Genomic DNA, 21,480 nt, shown 5'->3' with positions numbered 1-21,480 from the left:
GTCAGGCGTCCACCGCAACGAACAGCCCGGGATTGGGCGCAGGGTGCGGCAGCGTCTGCGGCCCGCCGACGCCGATGCCCCACTGGTCCATGACCATCGGCGCAGGCGTGTAGACGGTCGGCTCGCGGGTCTCGAAGTCGACCTCTTCCAGTTCCGAGGTGTATTCGGTGACGAAGCCGCCGGGGGTGACGAAGTAGCTGAAGGTGTTGTTGCCCGCGGTGTGGCGCCCCGGTCCCCAGCCGATCTCGACGCCCCTCTGCTTCAGCCGGTGAATGCCGCGCATCATGTCGTCGACGCCGAGCATGTCGTAAGCCACGTGGTTGAGGCACGGCGGCCCCGGCAGGATCGCGAGGCGGTGGTGCGCCGAGTTGCAGCGCAGGAAGCACATGAAGTCGCCGAGCCAGTCCGAAACCTTGAACCCCAGCACGTCGGTGAAGAAGCGCACCATGGCCTGGTGGTCGGGCGAATGCAGCACGATGTGGCTGATCTTGACCGGCACGCCATCCCAGCGCGCAAGCTCGCGACGCGACCCCTTCGCGACATCGGCCGAAATCTCGAACTGCAGGCCGTCGGGCGAGAAGAAGCGGAAGCCGTAGCCGCCGCCCGGCGTGGTCAGCGCGCGCGGGGGGTGGACGATCCTCGCCCCCGCTGCCTCGACCCTCGCGCACAGCGCATTGACGTCGGCGCGGCTGTCGGTCGCCAGCGCGATCACGTCGACGCGGTTCGCCTCCGCCCGGCGCAGGCCGACGACGTGATGCTCGTCGCTGCCCGCCGTCTTGAACCAGGCGCGATCGTCCTCGCCCGCCACCGGCTCCAGCCCGAAGACCTCGGTATAGTAACGCTTCTCGGCCTCGAGGTCGGCGACCCCGTAGCCAACATATCGGATTTCGGTCACGCGGCTCATGCGCTGGGATCCTTCAGATCGGCTGGGAAACCACCGCGAACATCTCGCCGGTGGCCTTGTGATTGTCGACCGGCGGGGCGATCCCCAGCTGGCCGTGGCAGATCGCCAGGCTCGCCCTGACGATGTAGGCGCAGCGCTCGAACCGACGGTCGCGATAGGCATGGAAGGCGGCCTCCACCGTTTCGGCACGGCCGAGTTCCTCGGCGAGCACGATCGCGTCCTCGACCGCCATGCCCGCGCCCTGGCCCAGATGCGGCGTCGTCGCATGGACAGCATCGCCGAGCAGGCCGATCCGGCCACGGCTCCACGGCCCGGTCACGAGCATACCCTCGAGCGGGCGATAGACCACGGCGCGATCATCGACGATCTGTTCGCCGAGCGCGCGGACCGACGGCGCGCAGCCCGCCAGCTTGCCGCGCATGGCTTCGGCGATCCCTTCGATCGGATAGCGCGGATTGCCAGGCTCGGGCGTGGTCACGAACATGTACATGAGCGTCTCGCTCATGGGCACGAGGCCGACGCCGATCGGGCCGTTGTAGACCTGCAGGGCATCGAGCCCCTCGCTGCGCGGAAAATTGTAGCGCCACACCGCCTGGCCGGTGAACTCCGGCCGCTCGGCATCGGGCAGGATCTTTGCGCGTGTGTCGGAATAGATCCCGTCCGCGCCGATGACCGCGTCATAAATGCCGGTAGTGCCGTCCGAGAACCCGACCGCAACCTTGTGTCCGTCGTCGTCGAGCGAGTCCGCGGTCACGCCGAGCCGGATCTGCGAGCCGAGGGCGCGCGCGCAATCGCCGAGAACCTTCTGCAGCGCCCTGCGGCCGATGCCCACGTTGGCGGGCCTGCCCTCCACCAGGCGCGGCGACGGAACCCGAGCGACCATGGTCCCGTCGGGCACGAAGATTTCCACCGCATCGAAGCCGAAGGCCGCGTCGAGGAAGGAATCGAGCACGCCGAGCTGGTCCATCGCACGAACCACGTTCGACTGCTGGATGATGCCCACCCCGTAGACCGACCACTCCGGGTCGCGCTCGATCAGCGTCACCCGATGCCCCGCGCGGTTCAGCGCGATCGCCGAAGACAGGCCGCCGATGCCGGCGCCGATTATCAAGATGTCGAGGTTCTGCATAAATCCAACTTGCTGGGCCGCCGGCACGGATGCTGTCCCGTGGCGGTGCGGCCGCTCTCCCGGTGGCCAGCTAAACCGTCAGCTTGCCTTTTGCCGAATTGTTTGTTTTCATCGAAATCCATAAATTCGGATGATACGATGCGCTTCAAGGGCCTCGACCTCAACCTCCTCGTCGCGCTGGAGGCGCTGCTCGAAGGAGCAAGCGTCAGCCAAGCCGCGAAACGCCTCCATCTGAGCCAGCCGGCGGTCAGCGCGTCGCTGCGCCGCCTGCGCGAATGGTTCGGCGATCCGCTCCTGGCGGCCAACGGCAAGGGCCTGATGCTCACCCCCTATGCCCTGCGCCTGAAGCCGCAACTTGCCGAACTGCTCGCCCAGATCGACGCGTTCGCCAGCCAGCCGGCGCAGTTCGACCCGGCGCGCACGCAGCGGCGCTTCCGCATCGCGATGTCGGACTTCCTGGTCAGCGTCCTTCTCCGCCCGCTCACTTCCGAGATCGCGCTGCGTGCACCAGGCATCGAGCTCGACATCGTCACCCCCGACGACAGCTCGGTCGAGTTGCTCGACCGGGGAGAGATCGACCTGATGATCGTGCCGCAGGATTTCGTCAGTCCGCGCAACCCCTCGCGGCTGCTGTTCGAGGAGAACCACGTCGTCGCAGGCTGGAGCGGAAGCCCGCTGATGCAGGCCCCGCTCACGCTCGATGTGTTCGCGAGCGCAGGCCACGTGTCAGTGCGGCTCGGCCAGATCGTGCGGCTCACCTTCGCCGAAGCGCAACTGCGCGCGCTCGGGATCAACCGGCGCGAGGAGATCATCGTGCCGGCGTTCACCATGGTGCCCGACCTTCTGGTCGGCACCGACCGCCTGGCGATCATGCACGAGCGGCTTGCGCGCCTCGCCGCCCGGCGCTCCGAGATCGCGATCGCCCCGCTTCCCGTCCCGTTCCCGCCAATGCGCGAGATGGTCCAGTACCACCGCGCGCGGACCGATGATGCGGGCCTGCGCTGGCTGCTGCGCGAGATCGACGCGGTGATCGCGGCGGACGGCTCCGCTTCGCACGCGGATTGACACCCCGGCCGATCAATATAATAATCTTAGTTCCAATACTCGGTCATGGAGTCGCGGCATGGCCCATCGGGCGCGCGTCGCTGCGCCGGGTAAAAACAACTTCGGCGGGGATACGGCATGACCGGTTCGATCAAGCGCGGCGTCAGCCTCTACAGCTTTCAGGAAGAAATGTTTCTCGGCCAGATGACGGTCGAGGACTGCGTCGCGTTTGCCACGTCGATCGGCGCGAACGGGATCGAGATCCTGCCCGAACAGAACATGCCCCAGTTCCCGGCCCTGACCGACGCCGACGTCGCCACCTGGCGCGAAATGCTCGCCCGCCACGGCGCGCATTTCACCTGCTACGACATGTTCCTCGACACCAAGCTGCGAAAGGGCGAGCTGCTGTCCGACGACGAGCAGGTCGAAAGCATCCGCCGCGACCTCGAGCGGTGCAACCGGCTCGGCATCCGCAACATGCGCGTGCTCGTCTTCGTGCGGCCCGACATTCTCGAACGCTGCGTTCCCTATGCTGAGGCGCTCGACGTCCACATGGGCGTCGAAGTCCACGCCCCCTGGCACCTCGAGCACGCCTGGATCCTGCGTACGATCGAGGTCGCCGACCGTCTCGGCACCCGGCACCTCGGCATCCTGCCCGACATGGGCATCTTCATGAAGCACTATCCGCCCGAATTCCGCGCCCGCTTCGAGCGCGAGGGCGCCCGCCCCGAGGTCGCCCAGTTCATCGTCGACCAGCACGAACAGAAGATCATGTGCGAATACACGATCTACGAAGTCGCGGTGAAGATGCAGGGCAATCCAGCGGAAGTGCGCATGGCGGAGACGCTGCGCCATGCGCCGTTCGCCAACCCCAAGCGCATTGCCGACTATGCGCCCTATTTCCGGCACATCCAGGCCAAGTTCTACGGCATGACCGAGGACTGCACCGACCCCAGCATCGCCTACGACGAAGTCATTCCCGAACTGGTCCGCTGCGGTTGGGACGGCACCCTGTCCAGCGAATACGAAGGCAACCGCTGGGTCCAGGACGCGGGGCCCGTGGACAGCCGCGAGCAGGTCCGCCGCCAGCACGTGATGTTCGAGCGACTGATCGCCCAGGCCCGCGAAGACGTCCGCGAATGCGCCTGATCCTCGCCACCCTGCTGGCGGCCACGGCATACGCGAGCATTCCGGTGAACGCCCAGCCCGTCGTCAGCCGCGACACGATCCCCGCACCGGTCCAGCCGGGCGCGATCGACCTCGATACCGGCGCAAAGGCCGCCGACCGCGAGATCTGGCATCTCGACGGCACCCGGGTTTCGGTCCGCAACGTCACCCGGCCCACGCTCGTGCCCTTCAGTCCGGTCGGTCCCGCCAGCAAGGCTGCGGTGGTCATCGCGCCGGGCGGCGGCTTCCTCGGCCTCGCCATCGAGAAGGAGGGCTGGGACGTCGCGCGCTGGTTCGCCAACCACGGCATCACCGCCTTCGTCCTGAAATACCGCGTTCTCCCCACGCCCCCCTCGCAGCCCGACTTCGCCAGCCAACTCGAGCGCATGATCCGCGGAGAAAAGCAAGGCGTCACTTTCGGCGTGCCCGACGACACCCCGCCCGAAGCCCTGGCCGACGGCGTCGCTGCGCTGCGCTATGTCCGCAGCCATGCCGCAGACTATGGCATCGATCCGGGCAAGGTCGGCTTCATGGGGTTCTCCGCCGGCGGCTTCCTGACGCGGTCCGTCGTGGCCCGGGGCGGCGCCGACATGCCCGCCTTTGCCGCGCCGATCTATCCCAGCATGAAGCCGTTGTCGGTGCCGCAGGATGCGCCGCCGATGTTCGTGGCGATGGCGCAGGACGATTTCCTCCTCGGCATGGTCAAGGGCTTCCCGCTGATCGATGACTATCGCGCCGCTGGCCGACCCATCGAATTCCATCTTTTCACGAGCGGCGGCCACGGCTTCGGCGCGGGTGTCCGGGGGACCCCGACCGAGGACTGGCTCTATCTCATGCTGCGCTGGCTCACCGTCCAGGGCTTCGTCGAAGGGACCAAATGATGTTTGACCGCTACCTGATCGATTCCGACAGCCTGCACAACACCGGTCCCGTCCAGGCGCCGACCGGTTTCGCCTTCACCGCGCGGCTCGGCTATTATCGCGGCCTCGGCCTGTCGATGGTCGAGGAACTGGAGGTTTCCATCGACGGCGAACCGCTGCCTCGTTCGGCGGTGCGGTTCGACGAAGGCAAGGGTGCCTTGACGCTCGACGAGATGGAAACCTGCTATGACCGGCGCTGGGGCTTTGGCGCGCCTGCGACGATTTCGGTGGAGCACCCGGGCGGCTTCCCCGCCGGGGAGCACAAGCTCTCTTTGCGGCAGCGACTGCGGGTCAGCTACATGCCCTTCCCGTCATTCAACTTCGACGAAAAGACCGTGACCCTCGCCGCATGATTGATCGTCGGGCGGCGCTTGCGCTGGGGATTGTCGGCGGACTTTCGGCAGGCCTCCCGGCAAGCGCTCGCACGCCCCGCGCCGCGATGGACACGGGCGAAGAGCGGCAGCAGCACGGGGATCTGGGCAATGGCACTTTCCGCAATCCCGTTCTCGCGGGGGATTGGCCGGATCCTTCGATCCTCAAGGACGGAGAGGACTACTACCTCACCCATTCCTCGTTCGAGGCATCGCCCGGCCTCCTGATCTGGCACTCGCGCGACCTCGTCAACTGGTTCCCGGTCGCGACCGCGCTCGACAATCCGCTGGGGATCGTCTTCGCGGTCGATCTCGTCAAGCATGACGGGCGGTACTTCATCTACATCCCTTTCATGGCCGCGCCGTGGTCGCAGGGGCTGAAAAGTTTCGCGAACATCTTCGTGATCTGGGCCGACGACATCAGGGGCCCGTGGAGCGCTCCGATCGACCTTGGCATCGGCGGCCTGATCGATCCCGGCCATGGCGTGGGGGAGGACGGCAGGCGCTACCTGTTCCTTTCCGGCGTCAACCGCGTGGCGCTTACCGACGATGGCCTCGCCACCGCCGGCCCCGTCGAACCGGTTTACGACGGCTGGAAGTACCCGGACGACTGGGTCACCGAAGCCTACTCGCTCGAAGGCCCCAAGCTGTTCCGGCGTGGTGAATTCCTCTACCTCGTGACGGCCGTCGGCGGGACCGGCGGCCCCCCGACCGGCCACATGGTGACGATCGCCCGCGCGCGGTCGATTGACGGCCCCTGGGAGAACTGCCCGCACAATCCGATCGTGCGGACCACCGACCCGCGCGAAGCCTGGCTGTCGCGCGGCCATGCGACGTTCGTCGAAGGGCCGGCCGGCGACTGGTGGATGGTCTATCACGGCTACGAGAACGGCTATCGCACGCTTGGCCGGCAAACGTTGCTCGAACCTGTGGGCTGGACTGCCGACGGCTGGCCGCGCGCCCTGGGCGGCGATCTTGCCAGGGCGATCGGCAAGCCGCGCGGCGGAACGCCGGGGCCGCACGGGATCGACTGGAGCGACGACTTCTCGAAGCCTGCGCTTGGCACGCGGTGGCGCTTTTACAACCAGGCGCCGGGCGAGAGCGGCCGCGCCACGGTCGCCGGCGGCGCGCTGACGCTGCTGGCCAAGGGGCACGGACCGGACGATTGCTGTCCGCTCACGCACCCGGTCGGCGATCATGCCTATGAATGCACGGTTTCGCTCGAACTCGAAGGCGGCGCAACCGGCGGCCTGCTGCTGTTCTTCGATGACCGGATGTTCGTGGGCATGGGCTACGACGGCAGATCGATGACCAGCTACCGCGGCGGCAAAGCGAGTTATTGGCAGGAACCGGTGGGCAAGGCTACGCGGATCGACCTGCGCATCGTCAACGATCGCAATATCGTCACCATGTACCATCGCGTTCCGGGGGCCGACTGGACCCGTCACGGTGTGCGCAGCGAAGTGTCCGGGTACAACGCCAACACGATGGACGACCTCGCCTCGTTGCGCCCGGCCCTCTTTGCCAGCGGCAGCGGCAGCGGCAGCGTGCGGTTCAGGGACTATCGCTACCGGCCTCTTCCCTGAACCGCCTGCGCCGCGCTCCTGCTTACTGCTCGGCGCGGCGCAGTTGCATCATCCGCCGCCGCGCCCGGATCGCGGCTGCGTCCGATGGCAGGATCAGCGGCTTCAGTACCCAGAAGTCGGCATCGCCCATCGCCTCGGCCTGCGCCGCGATCATCGGCTCGTCTTCCTCGAGGAACACGCGGCGCGCCATGGCTTCGGCCTCCGGACCGGGCTCGTGGGTGAAGAAGTAGTGCGTCGAATGTTGCGTCTCGGGCGTCAGGATATGGGGGTTGACCATCTCGGCGATGACCTCCGCGCCGCCGCTGCGGGTCATGCGGATGAACAGCGCGAGACTGGCCGGCGCGTGCCAGCGGATATGCAGGATCTGGTCGACGGTGGCGCCCTCGCCCAGCATCGGAAGCGCCCATCCCGGCGGCGGCGCGCCGGTCATGTCCCACTTGTTCCAGATCGCGCCGGTGTCGTCCTGCACGACGGTCTGCGCGCCATGGCTGAACAGCGAACCGTTGGTGCCGAAGCTTTCGACGTGGAGGAACTCGGCGTGGCTGAGATCGAGCAGGTTGTCGGCGATCAGCTCGTAGTTCACGCCCATCACGTAGTGCGACTTTCCGGTCGCGGGGCCGCTTTCGACGAAGGCGAAGTCGGGGATCGTCGCGGGATCGGCGCGCCCGGCATCGCCCGGCCAGAACCACAGGGCGCCGTGGCGCTCGACAACTGGCATGGCGGAAATGCGGGCGGTGTCGGGCACGGCGTGGCCGAACGGGTTGTGGACACAGGCGCCCGTGCCGTCGAACGTCAGTCCATGATAGCCGCAGGCAATCCGGCCGTCGGCGAAGCGACCGCGGCTGAGCGGCACGAAGCGGTGCGGGCAGCGATCCTCGACCAGCGCCCAGCTGTCATCGGGATTGCGCCACAACAGCCAGCTGCGGTCGAGCAGCTTGCGCGCGAGGAAGCCGTCCTCGGGCACTTCCCGGACCCAGGCGGCCATGTACCAGCAGTTGCGAACGTATTCGGCCATCGTACCTTCCTCTCGTTATCGAGGCACGGGAAATGGCTGAGGATTGAACGCATTGCCCGCACCCACGCGGACTAACGTCCGCCTATGCCGTGGGGCCTGCGCCGGCGGCTCCGCTTCGGGAGCCGCCAAGCCAAGCCGGCGGAGATTGCCGGCTGCCAGGCTGTCGCCCGATCGTCGCGACCGGGCAGGGGATTTGTCTAGATTGGAATTATGGTTCCTGTCAACCGATCCCCATCAGGCGCCTGTTGGCATCGCGGTCGGCGCCGCCGGCAGCGAAGTCGTCGAAGGCGTGCTCGGTCACGCGGATGATGTGGTTGCGGATGAACGGCGCTCCCTCGGCGGCGCCGTCTTCGGGGTGCTTGATCGCGCACTCCCACTCGAGCACGGCCCAGCCGGGGAAATCGTTGGCCGCCATCTTGCTGAAAATTGCGCCGAAATCGATCTGCCCGTCGCCCAGCGAGCGGAACCGGCCGGGCCGGTCGACCCACTTCTGGTAGCCGCCGTAGACGCCCGAGCGGCCATTGGGGCGGAACTCGGCGTCCTTGACGTGGAAGCACTTGATGCGCTCGTGATAGATGTCGAGGAACGCGAGGTAATCGAGCTGCTGGAGGACCAGGTGGCTCGGATCGTACAGGATGTTGGCGCGCGGATGGTTGCCCACGCGCTCGAGAAACATCTCGAAGGTGACCCCGTCGTGAAGGTCCTCGCCGGGATGGATCTCGTAGGCGACGTCGACCCCGTGTTCGTCGAACACGTCGAGAATCGGCGTCCAGCGCCGGGCGAGTTCGTCGAAGGCATCCTCGACGAGTCCCGCCGGGCGCGCCGGCCAGGGGTAGAAATAGGGCCACGCGAACGCGCCCGAAAAGCTTGCGTGCGCGGTCAGGCCCAAGTTGCGGCTGGCCTTCGCCGCCAGCACGAGCTGGTTCACCGCCCACTCCTGCCGCGCCTGCGGATTGCCGTGGACCTCGGCAGGGGCAAAGCCGTCGAATTGTGCGTCGAACGCGGGGTGCACGGCGACGAGCTGGCCCTGCAGGTGCGTCGAAAGCTCGGTCACGGCAAGGCCCTTGTCCGCCAGCATGCCGGTGATCTCGTCACAGTAGACCTGGCTCGTCGCCGCCTTCTCGAGGTCGAACAGGCGCGCATCCCAGCTCGGGATCTGAAGGCCCTCGTAGCGGAGCCCGGCGGCCCAATCGGCGATCGTTGCAAGGCTGTCGAACGGCGCGGCATCGCCAACGAACTGGGCGAGGAAGATGCCGGGTCCCTTGATTGTCTTCATAACAGGCTCCTTCAGGCCGGAAGCTTGACCCAGCCGGCATTGTCGCGGCTGGCGCTGACAGCGGTATCGATGAACGCCATGCCCCGCAGGCCGTCGGCCATACCGGGCAGCAGGGGCGCCGCTTCGCCGCGCAGAAGCGCGGCAAAGTCGCGGTAGAGATTGGCGAAAGCCTCCAGGTATCCCTCGGGGTGACCGCCCGGCGTGCGGGTTGCTGCCGTCGCATCGGGCCCGAGCAGCCCGGTGCCGGCACGGATCGTCCGGCTCGACCCGTCGAGGCCGGCGATCGTCAGCGCGTTGGGCTCCTCCTGCTTCCACGCAAGCCCGGCCTTTTCGCCGTAGATCCGGATGCGCAGCCCGTTGAGTTCACCGACCTCAATCTGGCTGGCGAGCAGGACCCCGCGCGCGCCGTTGTCGAACCGAAGCAGGATCGCGCAATCGTCGTCGAGCAGACGCCCGGGGACCACCGCGCCAAGGTCCGAAAGCAGCGATTCGACCCTGAGGCCAGTGACGAATTCGGCCAGATGGAACGCGTGGACGCCGATGTCGCCGATGCAGCCGCCCAGCCCCGCGCGCGCCGGGTCGACCCGCCATTCGGCCTGCTTGCCCTGCGCCGGGCCGGCCAGCCAGCCTTGCGGATATTCGACCACCACCTTGCGGATCGTGCCGAGTTCGCCCGCGGCGATCCGCGCCCGCGCTTCGCGCACCAGCGGATAGCCGGAATAGGTATAGGTCACGCCGAACGGAAGCCCCGCCGCTTGCGCCAGCGCGGCGAGTTCCCGCGCCTCGGCCAGCGTCGCCGTGACCGGCTTGTCGCACATCACCGGCACGCCTGCCTCAAGCGCGGCGCGCGCAGCCGGAAGGTGGTGATGGTTCGGACTGACGATCGAGACGAAGTCGATTCCGTCCTCGCGCTGCGCTTCCTCGCGCAGCATCGTCGCCACGTCGGGATAGGCCCGCGCGACGTCGATGCCGTAAGTCTCGCCGGCGATGCGGCTACGCTCCGCACTGCTCGAGAAAGCGCCTGCGACCAACGCGATTTCGCGATCGAGTTCCGCCGCGATGCGGTGCACGGGGCCGATGAAGGCTCCCGGCCCGCCGCCGATCATGCCAAGCCGCAACCGCCGCATTTCCGCTCCCTCTGCCGATAACATTTGTAATTCTTATTCTATTTTGATACCCCGAACCCCGTCAAGCACAAACGCGGCGGGCACGCCGAGGAGAGGGGCATGCAGTTCTTGCGGGATTTCTACCGGTCGCTGACACTCAAGCCGCAGGGCTTCACGATCGTTCTGGCGGCGTTCCTGCCGGTTTTCGCGATCATCGCGATGTTCCCTGTGGTCGCGGCGATCATCGCGCACTTCCACGACGACCCGGACGCGCCGATCCTCGTGCCCCAGATGGTCACCGCGCCCGGTTACGCGATCGCCCTGCTCGCGCCGTTCGCCGGCCTGTTCGTAGACAGGTTCGGTCGACGACCGCTGCTGCTGGTCTGCACGTTCTTCTACGGCGCGCTCGGCGCTGCCCCGTACCTGCTCGATTCCCTGCGCGCCATCATCGGCACGCGCATCGTCCTCGGCGTGTGCGAGGCCGGGATCCTGACCATCGTCAACACCCTGATCGCCGACTACTGGGACGACAATGGTCGCCGCAACTGGCTGATGCTGCAAGGAATGATCGGGCCGGCCCTGCAGCCGCTGGTATTCATCCTGGTGAGTGCGGTCGCCGCAATCCAGTGGAACGCGGGCTTCCTGGTCTATCTCGTCGCGTTCCCGATCTTCTTCGCCATGTATTTCACCTTGTTCGAGCCGGAGCGCGCTGCCTCACCTCTCGCCGGCGACGCCCGCGACGGCGGCAATGGCAGCGACGGGCAGGCGTCGGGCAGCCGCTTTCCGGCGGGCGAGGCGGCCCTCGTTGCCGGTCTCACGCTGTTCGTCTCGATCCTCTACTACGTCTTCATCGTCAACGGCAGCATCGCCTGGCAGGAAATCGGCCTCGCCGATCCGATGGCGGTGAGCAAGGCGACCGCCATCCCCGCGTTGTTCATCCTGCTCGGCGCGGTCCTGTTCCGCTTCGTCTCGCGGTGGAGCAACGCGATCCAGATCAGCACCTTCCTCGTCATCCTCGGCCTCGGCCTTGCCGGGATCGGCGTGGCGCACGACGTCCGCACGATGCAGTTCGCGCTTGCCGTCCAGCAGACCGGCGCGGGCATGGCCATCCCGGCGCTGATCGCCTGGGCGCAGAGCAAGTTCTCGTTCGAGCACCGCGGGCGCGGCATGGGCGTCTGGACCAGCGCCTTCTTCCTCGGCCAGGCGATCTCGCCGGTCGTGGTGGGCACCGTCGCGGCCCGGGCCGGCTCGATGCACGCAGCCTTCACGCTCGCCGGCCTTACCGCGCTCGTCGGCGGGGCGCTGCTGCTGATGGTCTCGCGCCGCACCGCCGCGATCTGAGCGCGCCCGGGCGGGTTGGCATCGCGACCGCTGGCCGCTATCGCTCGCGACTGCATTGCAATTCATCGCTCTTGCGGGGATAACGCCAGACCATGACCAGTTCGACGAGGCCTCGCGCAAGAAAGGCGACGGCGCCGGCCGAATTCACGGTCGAGACGATGAGCCGCACCCCGCAGCAGGGCCGCAGCAAGGCCTCGCTCGAACGAATGCTGGCGGCCGCGCGCGACCTGATGATCGAGCGCAGCAGCGAGGACTTCACGCTGATCGAGGTGAGCAAGCGCGGCAACGTCTCGATCGGGTCGATCTACCTTCGCTTCGAAAGCAAGGAAAACCTCGTCCGCGCCGTGCTGGCAGAGTCCATGCAGGCGCTCGAGAACGACGAAGCGGCGATGCTCGCTCGGCTTGCCGCGTCGTCCGGCGACCTGGCGAGCTTCGTCCCGAAGTTCGTCGAGGCCTACGCCGCGATCCTATCCGAGCACGCAGCCCTGCTGCGCCTGTCGATGATCCGCGCAGAGCACGACCCGCAGGTGGCAATCCCCGGAAAGGCCGCCGCCCTGCGCTCGGCGACGCGGTCGGTCGAGGCCATGCTGGCCTATCCCGAACTGGCGGGCGAGGATCGCGAGGTCCGCGCGAACTCGGCCTATGCCGTGATCTTCGCCACGCTCGCCCGCCAGCTCAGCCTCGGATCGACGCGGGAATCGGTCAACAACCAGGACTGGACGACGCTGAAGCGTGAGCTGGGACGGATGTCCCTCGCCTATCTCCAAGCGTCGTAGCCATTCCCGCAAGGCTCAGCCCGCGAGGATCTTCCTGCACATCGCGTGGTGCCGCTCGACCTGCTCGAACGCATCGCGGGTGTCGTAGGCGTGGCCTTCCCACTCGCTGACCATCGTGCCGGTAAAGCCTCCGTCGCGGAACAGCGGCAGAATCGCTCCATAGTCGATCGCTTCCTCGACCAGGTCCTCGCTCACCCCGTAGAACTTCCCGTGGATGTGGATGGTGCGGTCGACCATCTCGGCCCAGCTCAGCGGGTCGTTGTTGGCAAGGATGAAGAACGCGAGGCTGGCCGCCTGGATGTGCGCGGGCGCATGGCCTTCGCGCAGGGCGATCTCGCGCAGCTTGCCGGCGCGTTCATGGCTCATGCCGGGTTCGAGCCAGATATCCTGGAGCAGGTCGATAAGGCTCTCCGCCGCCCCGGCGGCGCGCGCCGCGTCGAGCATGCTCGCCGGAATCCGGCTGGCGGTGCCGCTGAAGTCCGGGATCCAGCCCAGGACCGGGGTGTCCAGCTTCTCGTACATGTCGCGATAGGCCAGCACGGCCGGATGGCGCGCCCACATCGGGGCGTGGACCTCGACCCCCATGCGCAGCCCCAGGTCGCCGGCATAGGGCGCGATCTCGGGAAGCAGGTGCACCGGCAGCGCGAATTGGTAGCGCACCAGCGAGAACCCCATCTTCGCCGCCGAACGCAGCTGGCGCTTGTGGTATTCGACCAGCGCGGCATCGTCGATCGGCTGCTGCCCGGGCTTCAGGAAGCGGTCCGAATTGATCGCGCAGGAAACCGGATTGAGGTTGTGCGCCGCGATCAGCTCGCGGAATTCGGCAGCGAACCGGTCGCTGACGTCGGGAAACTCCTTGAAGGTCTGGAACCCGATGATTTCGATGTTAGGACCCAGCCCGCGCCGGTCGACTTCATGCAGCAGCGCGGGCAGGTCGAACTGCCGGCTCAGCCACTCGTTGGTGAAGGAATAGAGCGAAACACCGATGTTCGGTCCTTGCGCGACGGTCATGGCAGCATTCCTTCCTTGGCTCAGGCGACGCGAAGCGTTGCGACCTGCGTGTTGGTGCGGGTCATTCCGGGGATGTACGGCGGGCTGATGTTGATCGTCAGCGACAGGGCGACCTCGCGCCCTGCTTCGATTTCCCCCGCGGGAAGGACGAGGAACGCGCTGTCGCGGACGAACCAGAACTCGTCCACCTTCTCCCCGTTCTGCGCCAGCGGCCAGGACTTGCCATCGTACTCAACGACCGCATCCGAGAGATCGGCGGCCACTCCGTCGAGCGACACCGCCGCCACCTCGACGGTCGAGAACGGCAGCGAGCGATACCAGGGCAAGCGCATCGCCAGCCTGATTCCCCGCGGATGGGCGCAAACGCCCTCTTCTCCAATCAAACGCTCGACCGGCAACATTCGGCATCTCCCGTCAATAATTAGAAGTATGGTTCTAATTGCTGCTTGACAGCGGGTCAAGCCGCGTGCTCTTGGAAAGCGAATAAAAGTTCTAGTCCTGCCGACGCAGGGGTCCGGGGTGAGCGCGGTGAACGACAGCGAATTCGACTACATCATCGTGGGGGCCGGATCGGCCGGCTGCGTCCTCGCCAACCGGCTGTCCGCCGACCCGCGCAACCGCGTCCTGCTGATCGAGGACGGGGGCGACAACCAGCACCCGTTCATCAAGATGGCCGGCGGCTTCGTGAAGATCATGGGCAACCCCGCCTACTTCCGGGTGTTCCCGGTCCAGCAGCGCCCGGGCATGCGCGGCGGGATCCACACCTATGGCCGCGGCATGGGCGGGTCCTCGTCGATCAACGGGACCTGGTATCTGACCGGCATGCCCAAGGATTTCGACAGCTGGTCGGACCACGGCATCACCGGGTGGGGCTGGGACGAGATCGCCCGTTGCTACGCCAGGCTCGAAAGCTACCGCGAACCCGGCGCCCACCCCGGTCGCGGCCGGGACGGCGAACTGCAGATCACCGCATCGACCTACTCGTCCCCCGTCTTCGACGCGCTGGTCGAGGGCTTCGCCACGCAAGGAATGCCCTGGCTCGACGACATCACCACGCCCGGCGCCCACGGGGTCGGGCGAAGCCAGTACACGGTCGATCGCAAGGGCGTCCGCGAAAGCACCTACAAGGCTTTCGTGCTGCCGGTTCGCGGCCGGCGGAACCTCGCCATCGCGATGCACACGGCGGTCAAGCGGGTGGTTACGGTCGCCGGTCGCGCAACCGGCGTGGTGGTCGAGACGAACGGCATGGAACGGCATGTTGCCTGCGCCGGCGAAGTGATCCTGTGCGCCGGCGTCTACGGCTCGCCCCAGTTGCTCCAGCTCTCGGGGATCGGGCCGGGCGCGGCGCTGCAGAAACTCGGCATCCCGGTGGTCAACGACCTGCCCGCGGTCGGCCAGAACCTTGCCGACCACCAGAAGTTCGGGGTCTCGTTCGACCTGCACAACAACCCCGGCACCAACCGCGAGTTCTTCGGCTGGCGGCTCTACCGTAACGCGCTGCAGTATTACCTCACCGGCAAGGGCGCGCTGGCCCGCGTCGGCATGCCGCTCACCGGGCTGATCGCCAGCGAAGGCGTCGATGCGGACTGGCCCGATTTCCAGGTCGCCGCCGCGCCCTTCGCGATGCGCACGGTCAACGAGATGGCGGCGCGGCCGGGCAGCCCGCTTACCCCCAATCCGGGGCTCACGTTCTCCGGCTACCATCTGCGCCCGCGCAGCCGCGGCTCGATCACTCTCGTCGACCCCGACTTCCGCACCCCGCCCCTCATCGACGGCGCGATCTGGTCCGATCCCTATGACCGGGCCAAGGCGGTCGAACTGTTCAAGCTGTTCCGCGCCATCGCCCTGTCCGACCCGCTCAAGCCGTTCATCGGCGCCGAGCGCATGCCGGGACCGGACGTGCAGGACGACGACGCCATCGCGGCAGAACTGGCGAAGATGGTCGAATCCGGCCTGCACGGCAGCGCCACCTGCGCGATGGGCGCCGATCCCGCCCACGCGGTCACCGATGGCCGCTGCCGTGTCCACGGCATGGCAGGGCTCAGGGTAGTGGATGCGTCGATCATGCCGACACCGGTCTCGGGCAACACCAACGGCCCGGTCATTGCCGTTGCCGAACGCGCCTCCGAGCTGATCCTCGCCGATCGCCCGGGGTGACGAAGGCGACCGCCGCCCTGCCCGCCCTTTGCCGCATCCCTGCTGACCTCGCCAACGCCTCTTGGAAAGGACCACCCGGCCGTGACCTACGACCTGTCGATCAACCTCGAATACGGCTTTACCGAAGCCGGTGACCGGCTCGAGGACCGCATCGCCGCCGCCGCCGAGGCGGGCTTCCGCAAGATCGAGCTGTTCCTGCTCAAGGGACGCGACCTCGCCGCGATCCGGCAGGCGATAGACGCCCACGGCGTCGAACTGATCAGCACGATCGCCGACTACGTGACGCAGCTGGTCGATCCGGCGACCCACGCAGGCTTCCGCGACATCTTCCGCCGCGCCGCCGACGATGCGCTCGCGCTCGGCTGCCGCAACGTGGTGGTCACCTCGGGCCGCGGCGTTCCCTGGCTCAAGCGGCCGGTGCAGCTGCGCATCCTTGCCGACGCGCTGGAAATGCTGGTGCCGATCGCCGAGGAGCGCGGCGTCACGATCCTGCTGGAAAGCGCCAATACCCGCATGGACCATCCGGGCGTGCTGTGCTCGACCACCGAAGACAGCGTGGCGGTCGCCCGGATGGTCGGTTCGCCGCGGATCGGGCTGATCTACGATCTCTACCACTCGATCGTCGAGGGCGAGGATCCCGCGGTGGTCCTGCCGGCGGCGATGCCGCTGGTCCGGCACATCCAGGTCGCCGATGCCCCGGGCCGCGGCGAGCCCGGCTCGGGCGCGATCGACTGGCCGGCGCAACTCGCGCTGTTCGCACAGCTCGGCTACACCGGGACGATCGGCCTCGAATGCCACCCCTCGAGCCCGTCGGCCCAGTCGCTGCAGTGGTTCCAGGAGCTTGTCCGCGCGTCCTGAGCGTTGAACCGGTTGCTGACTGGTCGGCGGGCGAGCTAATCGGCTTCAGCCCTCCCCTGCTTTGCCGACTTCTTTGCGCATTCGACCTGCCGGCATGCTGAAGCAGTCCCGCTAGCAAGCGACATCACCTGGGAGAATAGGACCGGATCGCCAAACGATCTTCATAATATTCGGTTCGATGGGGAACCAGACGCTCCAGGTGCTCATTCCCGTCCTTGGCTTGGCCCGATCCGCTGACAACCTGCTCCAATACAATAACGGTCAGCGGGGGAGCGGGCGCGGAGGGTTCCAGGTTTGCCACGCATCGAGATTCGCGCCGCATGAGGCAACTTGCCATTCTCGGCGGACACCCGGCGTTTGCCGAACCCCTGCATGTGGGTAGGCCCAATGTCGGGTCCGAAGAGCAATTCCTCGCGTTGACGCAGCAGGTGCTCGCCTCGCGCCGGTTCACCAACTACGGGCCGTTGGTGGCGCAGTTCGAGCGGCAGATATCCGAGCGCCTGCAGGTCGAGCACTGCGTTGTGGTCAATAACGCGACGAGCGGGCTGGCTCTCGCCGCCATAGCGCTCGGCCTGTCGGGTTCGGTGATCGTCCCCGCTTTCGGCTTCATCGCCACAGCTCATGCGATGCGCCTTGCCGGTCTCCGCGTGCTGTTTGCCGACATCGACCCACGCACCCATCACATCGATTGCGCAAGCGTGCTTGCCCGGATCGAACCGGACACGTCCGCCGTCGTGGCGGTCCATCTCTGGGGCAATCCCTGCGACATCGCGCCGCTCGAGCAGCTTTGCGAAGAGCGGGGGATGAAGCTGCTGTTCGATTCCGCGCAGGCTTTCGGATCAACCTGTGACGGCGTGCCGGTCGGCGGCTTCGGCAATGCGGAAGTGTTCAGCTTCCATGCGACGAAGGCGATCAACAGCTTCGAAGGCGGCGCGATCACCACCCGCGATGCGGCGCTCGCCGACAAGCTCAGGTTGCTCGTCAATTTCGGCTTCGCCGGCGAGGACCAGATCGACTCCTGGGGCATCAACGCCAAGATGCCCGAAGTTTGCGCGGCGATGGGGATCACCTCGCTCGCGAGCGCCGATGCGATCTTCGCGCACAACTTGCGCATCCATGACGCCTATGCCGCGCACTTGCGCGGAACGGAGGGCCTTGCGCTGTTGCCGTACCCGCGCAACGAAGCCAATTCGCGCAACTACGTCGTGCTTACGGTGACGGACGCGTTTCCGTTGGACCGCGATGCGCTGTACCACGTGCTGCGCGCCGAGAACGTGCTCGCCCGTCGCTATTTCAATCCTGCCGGCCATCAGGCCGAACCTTACCGGCACCTGTCGGAAAACCGGCGGCTGACGCTTCCCGCGACCGAACGGGCCTGTCGCGAAGTCCTGTGTCTTCCCACCGGCACAAGCATCACCATCGATCAAGTGCAGCGCATCTGCGAGATCATCGCAAGCGCGGGCGAGCAAGCAGCGGCGATCCGCGATGCGCATGCCCTACCCGAGGAGAGAGTGGATGCGGCTGGCCGTTGATCGCGCGGCGAGCCCGCAGACCGTTACGCTTGCTTCCAGCGACGTCGCGGCCCGGCTGGTGCGGCTGGACGCCGATGGCGAGTGGACGGCCGCCCTCGCGGGATTGCGCCAGGCGTTCAACCATTCCCACGCCGCCAACCGCGCCTTTGCCCTCTCGACCGGCATCGACGTGCGCCTGCTCGTCTGCGAGAGCGCCCGCTTTCGCTTGGCGTGCCCGCTGGCGATGCGCGCGTACGCAGGCGAGACCGATGTCTTCACGCCGCCGGGCTTTTCGGGGTTTGCCGTTTCGGGCGAAGTCGATGGTTTCGATCAACTCTGGCAGGGCGTGGGCCGCAACTTCGGCTGGGTCTGCGCCTACGTGCAGTTGCATCCGGCGCTGCCCGATCCCTGTCCTCCCGCCAAGGTAGCGGACGCGCGCGTAGCCTACGTGCTCGACCTGTCGCAGCCGCCGTCGGAACTGCTGGCTCGCATGTCCCAGAGCCGGCGACGCCAGCTCCGAAGACCCTCGCCACCGCTCAGCGACATCCGCATCGCCAAGGAAGGCGCGGCGGCATTTCTCACGCGCGAGAGTCCGGCGTTCTTCTCGGCCAGGAACGCCGCGAAGCTCATGCATCTGTCCCCGGAAGCCTGGGACACGCTGCTTGCTTCGCCGCAGACGGTGGCTGTGGCGGCGCGCATCGACGGCGAGATTCAGGCGGTATCACTCTTCGGCCTCGCCGACGGCGTCGCGGATTACCTGTACAACGTCTCGACGTCCCAAGGTCAGGTCTGGTCGGCCAACCTCATCTGGGAGGCCATCCCTGCCCTGCAGGCGGCGGGCGCGCGCAGCCTCAACCTCGGCGGCGGCATCCGCGCAGACGATGCGATCGCGGAGTTCAAGCGCCGCTTCGGGCCTGCGCAACTTCCCATCCGGCCCTTGCGGACGATCTTCGACCCGCAGCGATACTGGCAGCTGGTTTCCGCCTCCCGCGTTCCGACCGACACGGCCTTCTTCCCGGCCTACCATCTCCCGACACAGGACTGACATGTTCACCAAGACGGCCCGCTTCTACGACGCGCTCTATTCGTTCAAGGACTACGAGGGCGCGTCGCGAACGCTGACGAAGATCATCGGGGAGGAATGCCCCGATGCGCGGACCCTGCTCGATGTCGGCTGTGGCACCGGGCGGCATCTCGAAACGCTGGGACGCACGTTCGAAGTCGCCGGGCTTGATCTCGACGCCGGACTGGTCGCGGTTGCGCGCGAGCGCAACCCTGCGACAGATATCCGCGTCGCCGACATGACCGACTTCGACACCGGCCGCACCTACGACGTCGTCACCTGCCTGTTCAGCGCCATCGCCTATGTCGAGACGCGCGAGCGGATGGAGCAGGCCATCGCCGCGATGGCCCGGCACGTCGCGCCGGGCGGCCTGCTCATCGTCGAACCCTGGTTCGGGCCCGAGACGTATTGGGAGGGCCATCTCACCGGCAACTTCCACGACGAACCGGACCTCAAGATCAGCTGGATCTACCTCAACGGGCGCGAGGGCGATGTCTCGGTGCTCGACATCCACTACACGGTGGGGACGCCGGCGGGCGTCGAGCAGTTCCGCGAAGTTCATCGCATGGGCCTGTTCCGGCAGGACGAGTACGAGGCCGCCTTCGCCCGCAACGGGCTTACCTGCAGATACGATCCGAAGGGCCTGTTCGATCGCGGCCTCTTCATCGGCGCCCGTCCGCATCAACGATGACGGCGCCCGTCGACAGCCGGCCGCTGGTTTCGGTCGTCCTCTTGACCTACAATCATGCGCGCTTCATTGCCCAGGCGATCGAAAGCGTCCTGATGCAGGAGGCGCCCTTCGCATTCGAGCTGATCGTGACCGACGATCACTCGACCGACGGCACCTGGGACATCGTCGAACGCTTCGCCGCCGAGCACCCGACCATCGTCCCGATCCGCTCTGCGCAGAACCTCAATACCAACGAAGTAACCACCCGCGCCATTGCCAAGGCGCGAGGCGAGTTCGTCGCCTTCCTCGATGGCGACGATTACTGGACCCGCCCAGACAAGCTTGCGGTGCAAGTCGCTTTCCTGCGCAGCGACAGCGCCTGCTCGCTGTGTTGTCATGATGTTTCGGTCATCGATGCGGATGGCGAGATCGTCCGCGCATCGTTCGCGGAGCTGAACCCAGCGCCCCTGATCGGCGACTATCGCAGCCTGTCGCGCACGAACTACATTCCGGGACCCAGTCCGCTCGTTCGCCGCTCCGCGCTCGAGCCGCTTCCCGACTGGTTCGAAAAGGTCGAGTTCGGAGACTGGGCGCTTTACCTCGCCGCGCTTCGTCATGGCCATATCGGCTACCTGCCCGAGGTGATGGCCGCCTACCGCGTCCACGCTGGCGGATACTGGTCCGGGCTGTCGCGCGCGGACCAGCACGAGCGCCTGATCCGCTTCTACGACGCGCTCATCGCGCACGGCCCACCGGCGTGGCGGGAGGAGTTCGGGCAAGCGCGCGACGCCAGGGAGGCGCAATGGGTCGCACGGCCGGCGACAGAGCCTCAGGCGCCGCCGCGGCGGATCGAGATCGATCTGGCGGCAATTTCTGCGGGCCACCTCCACATCGCGCCCCCGAACGAGACCGTCGAGCTCGATGTCCGCTGGAGCGGGACGGCACTCGGCGCCCTGCCTTTCCATGTCGGCGACAGCGGCTTGTCCGCATCCGCCGCGATCGCCGCGATCGCGAGATCCGGCCTTGGGTGGACAGCGGTGTCGCTCCTGCTGGAGCGGACAGTCTACCCTCGCCTCGTGATCAAGGCTGACGGGCCGACATGTTCCGCCTGGCTCGACGACGAAATGCTTGCTGACGGTCTGCCGGCGGACCCCGCCAGCCGCCTTGCAGCGCTCCACGAAAGGATCGACTGGCACCTGCTCGAACGCGAACTGCGCCCGCGGGCAGGGCCGCACCCCCTGCTCATGGCCGCGCTGTTCAAGCGTCCGGCGACCAGCGGGAAACTTGCGGTGAGCATCGACCTCGCGAGGCCCCTGCCCCGCATCCTCACGAATGCGGGGTCACTCACGATCCGGGTGTGCCTTGCCAGCGTCCTCCTCAAGGAAATCGAGATCGTGCGGACGGGCACCACTATCGAAGCTGCCGAAATCGCAGCGGGCTGCACGGGCTGGGGATACGCGCTCGCCAAAGCCGCCTTCATCGGCGGCGTCGTCGGTTACGCGCTCGACGACCGCACACCACTTCCCGAGCGGCTCGCGCGCGCTGGCAAATGAACGCTGCGCGCCGCCGTCGATA

20 protein-coding genes are annotated in these 21,480 nt (G+C 67.0%); 13 read left to right on the top strand and 7 right to left on the bottom strand.

Annotated features, from left to right (window positions below):
• Position 1: 1 nt before the first annotated feature.
• Both K3A85_RS08490 and K3A85_RS08485 read right to left on the bottom strand, forming a co-directional pair.
• Entirely contained in the window at positions 2-904 is a 903-nt protein-coding gene (locus tag K3A85_RS08490) for a VOC family protein (RefSeq protein ID WP_225206084.1), read from the bottom strand.
• A gap of 13 nt (positions 905-917) precedes the next feature.
• Positions 918-2,033, bottom strand: a complete 1,116-nt coding sequence (locus tag K3A85_RS08485; protein WP_225206083.1) for an FAD-dependent oxidoreductase — start codon at positions 2,031-2,033, stop codon at positions 918-920.
• Positions 2,034-2,171: 138 nt separating this feature from the next.
• Between K3A85_RS08485 and K3A85_RS08480 the strand changes: the two genes are divergently transcribed.
• From K3A85_RS08480 to K3A85_RS08460, 5 genes are all read left to right on the top strand, one after another.
• Entirely contained in the window at positions 2,172-3,098 is a 927-nt protein-coding gene (locus K3A85_RS08480; RefSeq protein WP_225206082.1) for a LysR substrate-binding domain-containing protein, read from the top strand.
• 117 nt (positions 3,099-3,215) lie between these two features.
• Positions 3,216-4,226: a sugar phosphate isomerase/epimerase family protein gene (locus K3A85_RS08475; protein ID WP_225206081.1), complete on the top strand. Its 1,011-nt coding sequence runs from the start codon at positions 3,216-3,218 to the stop codon at positions 4,224-4,226.
• Positions 4,217-5,125 (top strand): alpha/beta hydrolase, encoded by a 909-nt coding sequence (locus tag K3A85_RS08470; RefSeq protein ID WP_225206080.1) that lies wholly within the window; start codon positions 4,217-4,219, stop codon positions 5,123-5,125. Before K3A85_RS08475 ends, K3A85_RS08470 begins: the two co-directional genes overlap by 10 nt.
• Complete coding sequence (locus K3A85_RS08465; protein ID WP_225206079.1) at positions 5,125-5,517, top strand: C-glycoside deglycosidase beta subunit domain-containing protein; 393 nt, start codon at positions 5,125-5,127, stop codon at positions 5,515-5,517. The genes K3A85_RS08470 and K3A85_RS08465 overlap by 1 nt, the downstream gene beginning before the upstream one ends.
• Positions 5,514-7,121, top strand: a complete 1,608-nt coding sequence (locus K3A85_RS08460) for a family 43 glycosylhydrolase (protein ID WP_225206078.1) — start codon at positions 5,514-5,516, stop codon at positions 7,119-7,121. Before K3A85_RS08465 ends, K3A85_RS08460 begins: the two co-directional genes overlap by 4 nt.
• 22 nt (positions 7,122-7,143) lie before the next feature.
• Here K3A85_RS08460 and K3A85_RS08455 read toward each other — a convergent pair whose 3' ends face one another.
• The 3 genes from K3A85_RS08455 to K3A85_RS08445 form a co-directional block, all read right to left on the bottom strand.
• A complete protein-coding gene (locus tag K3A85_RS08455; protein ID WP_225206077.1) occupies positions 7,144-8,136 on the bottom strand; it encodes an aromatic ring-hydroxylating dioxygenase subunit alpha in 993 nt (330 codons plus the stop codon).
• Positions 8,137-8,356: 220 nt separating this feature from the next.
• Positions 8,357-9,412 carry a sugar phosphate isomerase/epimerase family protein gene (locus tag K3A85_RS08450; RefSeq protein WP_225206076.1) on the bottom strand — a complete coding sequence of 352 codons (1,056 nt, stop codon included), beginning with the start codon at positions 9,410-9,412 and terminating at the stop codon, positions 8,357-8,359.
• Between the two features lie 11 nt (positions 9,413-9,423).
• A complete protein-coding gene (locus K3A85_RS08445; RefSeq protein WP_225206075.1) occupies positions 9,424-10,539 on the bottom strand; it encodes a Gfo/Idh/MocA family protein in 1,116 nt (371 codons plus the stop codon).
• A 99-nt stretch (positions 10,540-10,638) separates the two neighbouring features.
• Between K3A85_RS08445 and K3A85_RS08440 the strand changes: the two genes are divergently transcribed.
• Positions 10,639-11,859: an MFS transporter gene (locus K3A85_RS08440; RefSeq protein WP_225206074.1), complete on the top strand. Its 1,221-nt coding sequence runs from the start codon at positions 10,639-10,641 to the stop codon at positions 11,857-11,859.
• A gap of 92 nt (positions 11,860-11,951) precedes the next feature.
• Positions 11,952-12,635 (top strand): TetR/AcrR family transcriptional regulator, encoded by a 684-nt coding sequence (locus K3A85_RS08435; RefSeq protein WP_225206073.1) that lies wholly within the window; start codon positions 11,952-11,954, stop codon positions 12,633-12,635.
• A 15-nt stretch (positions 12,636-12,650) separates the two neighbouring features.
• On the opposite strand, the gene K3A85_RS08430 is transcribed toward K3A85_RS08435, so the two are convergent.
• Complete coding sequence (locus K3A85_RS08430; RefSeq protein WP_225206072.1) at positions 12,651-13,646, bottom strand: sugar phosphate isomerase/epimerase family protein; 996 nt, start codon at positions 13,644-13,646, stop codon at positions 12,651-12,653.
• Positions 13,647-13,666: 20 nt separating this feature from the next.
• Positions 13,667-14,047, bottom strand: coding sequence for a C-glycoside deglycosidase beta subunit domain-containing protein (locus K3A85_RS08425; protein WP_225206071.1), 381 nt, complete (start codon positions 14,045-14,047; stop codon positions 13,667-13,669).
• Between the two features lie 127 nt (positions 14,048-14,174).
• Between K3A85_RS08425 and K3A85_RS08420 the strand changes: the two genes are divergently transcribed.
• The 6 genes from K3A85_RS08420 to K3A85_RS08395 all read left to right on the top strand — a co-directional run bounded on the left by K3A85_RS08420 (position 14,175) and on the right by K3A85_RS08395 (position 21,458).
• On the top strand, positions 14,175-15,803 hold the full coding sequence (locus K3A85_RS08420; RefSeq protein WP_225206070.1) for a GMC family oxidoreductase: 1,629 nt from the start codon (positions 14,175-14,177) through the stop codon (positions 15,801-15,803).
• A gap of 81 nt (positions 15,804-15,884) precedes the next feature.
• The gene (locus K3A85_RS08415; RefSeq protein WP_225206069.1) at positions 15,885-16,661 is read left to right on the top strand and encodes a TIM barrel protein; all 777 of its coding nucleotides are present in this window, start codon (positions 15,885-15,887) and stop codon (positions 16,659-16,661) included.
• A gap of 215 nt (positions 16,662-16,876) precedes the next feature.
• The gene (locus tag K3A85_RS08410) at positions 16,877-18,193 is read left to right on the top strand and encodes a DegT/DnrJ/EryC1/StrS family aminotransferase (RefSeq protein ID WP_225206068.1); all 1,317 of its coding nucleotides are present in this window, start codon (positions 16,877-16,879) and stop codon (positions 18,191-18,193) included.
• Positions 18,177-19,217 (top strand): hypothetical protein, encoded by a 1,041-nt coding sequence (locus K3A85_RS08405; protein ID WP_225206067.1) that lies wholly within the window; start codon positions 18,177-18,179, stop codon positions 19,215-19,217. The genes K3A85_RS08410 and K3A85_RS08405 overlap by 17 nt, the downstream gene beginning before the upstream one ends.
• 1 nt (position 19,218) lies before the next feature.
• On the top strand, positions 19,219-19,926 hold the full coding sequence (locus K3A85_RS08400; RefSeq protein ID WP_225206066.1) for a class I SAM-dependent methyltransferase: 708 nt from the start codon (positions 19,219-19,221) through the stop codon (positions 19,924-19,926).
• Positions 19,923-21,458, top strand: coding sequence for a glycosyltransferase (locus K3A85_RS08395; protein WP_225206065.1), 1,536 nt, complete (start codon positions 19,923-19,925; stop codon positions 21,456-21,458). The genes K3A85_RS08400 and K3A85_RS08395 overlap by 4 nt, the downstream gene beginning before the upstream one ends.
• Positions 21,459-21,480: the final 22 nt, after the last annotated feature.

Source organism: Novosphingobium huizhouense, assembly GCF_020179475.1.
Taxonomy (GTDB): Bacteria; Pseudomonadota; Alphaproteobacteria; order Sphingomonadales; family Sphingomonadaceae; genus Novosphingobium; species Novosphingobium huizhouense.
Note: the sequence above shows the minus strand (reverse complement) of the source record. Positions and strands in the feature narration are given on the sequence as shown.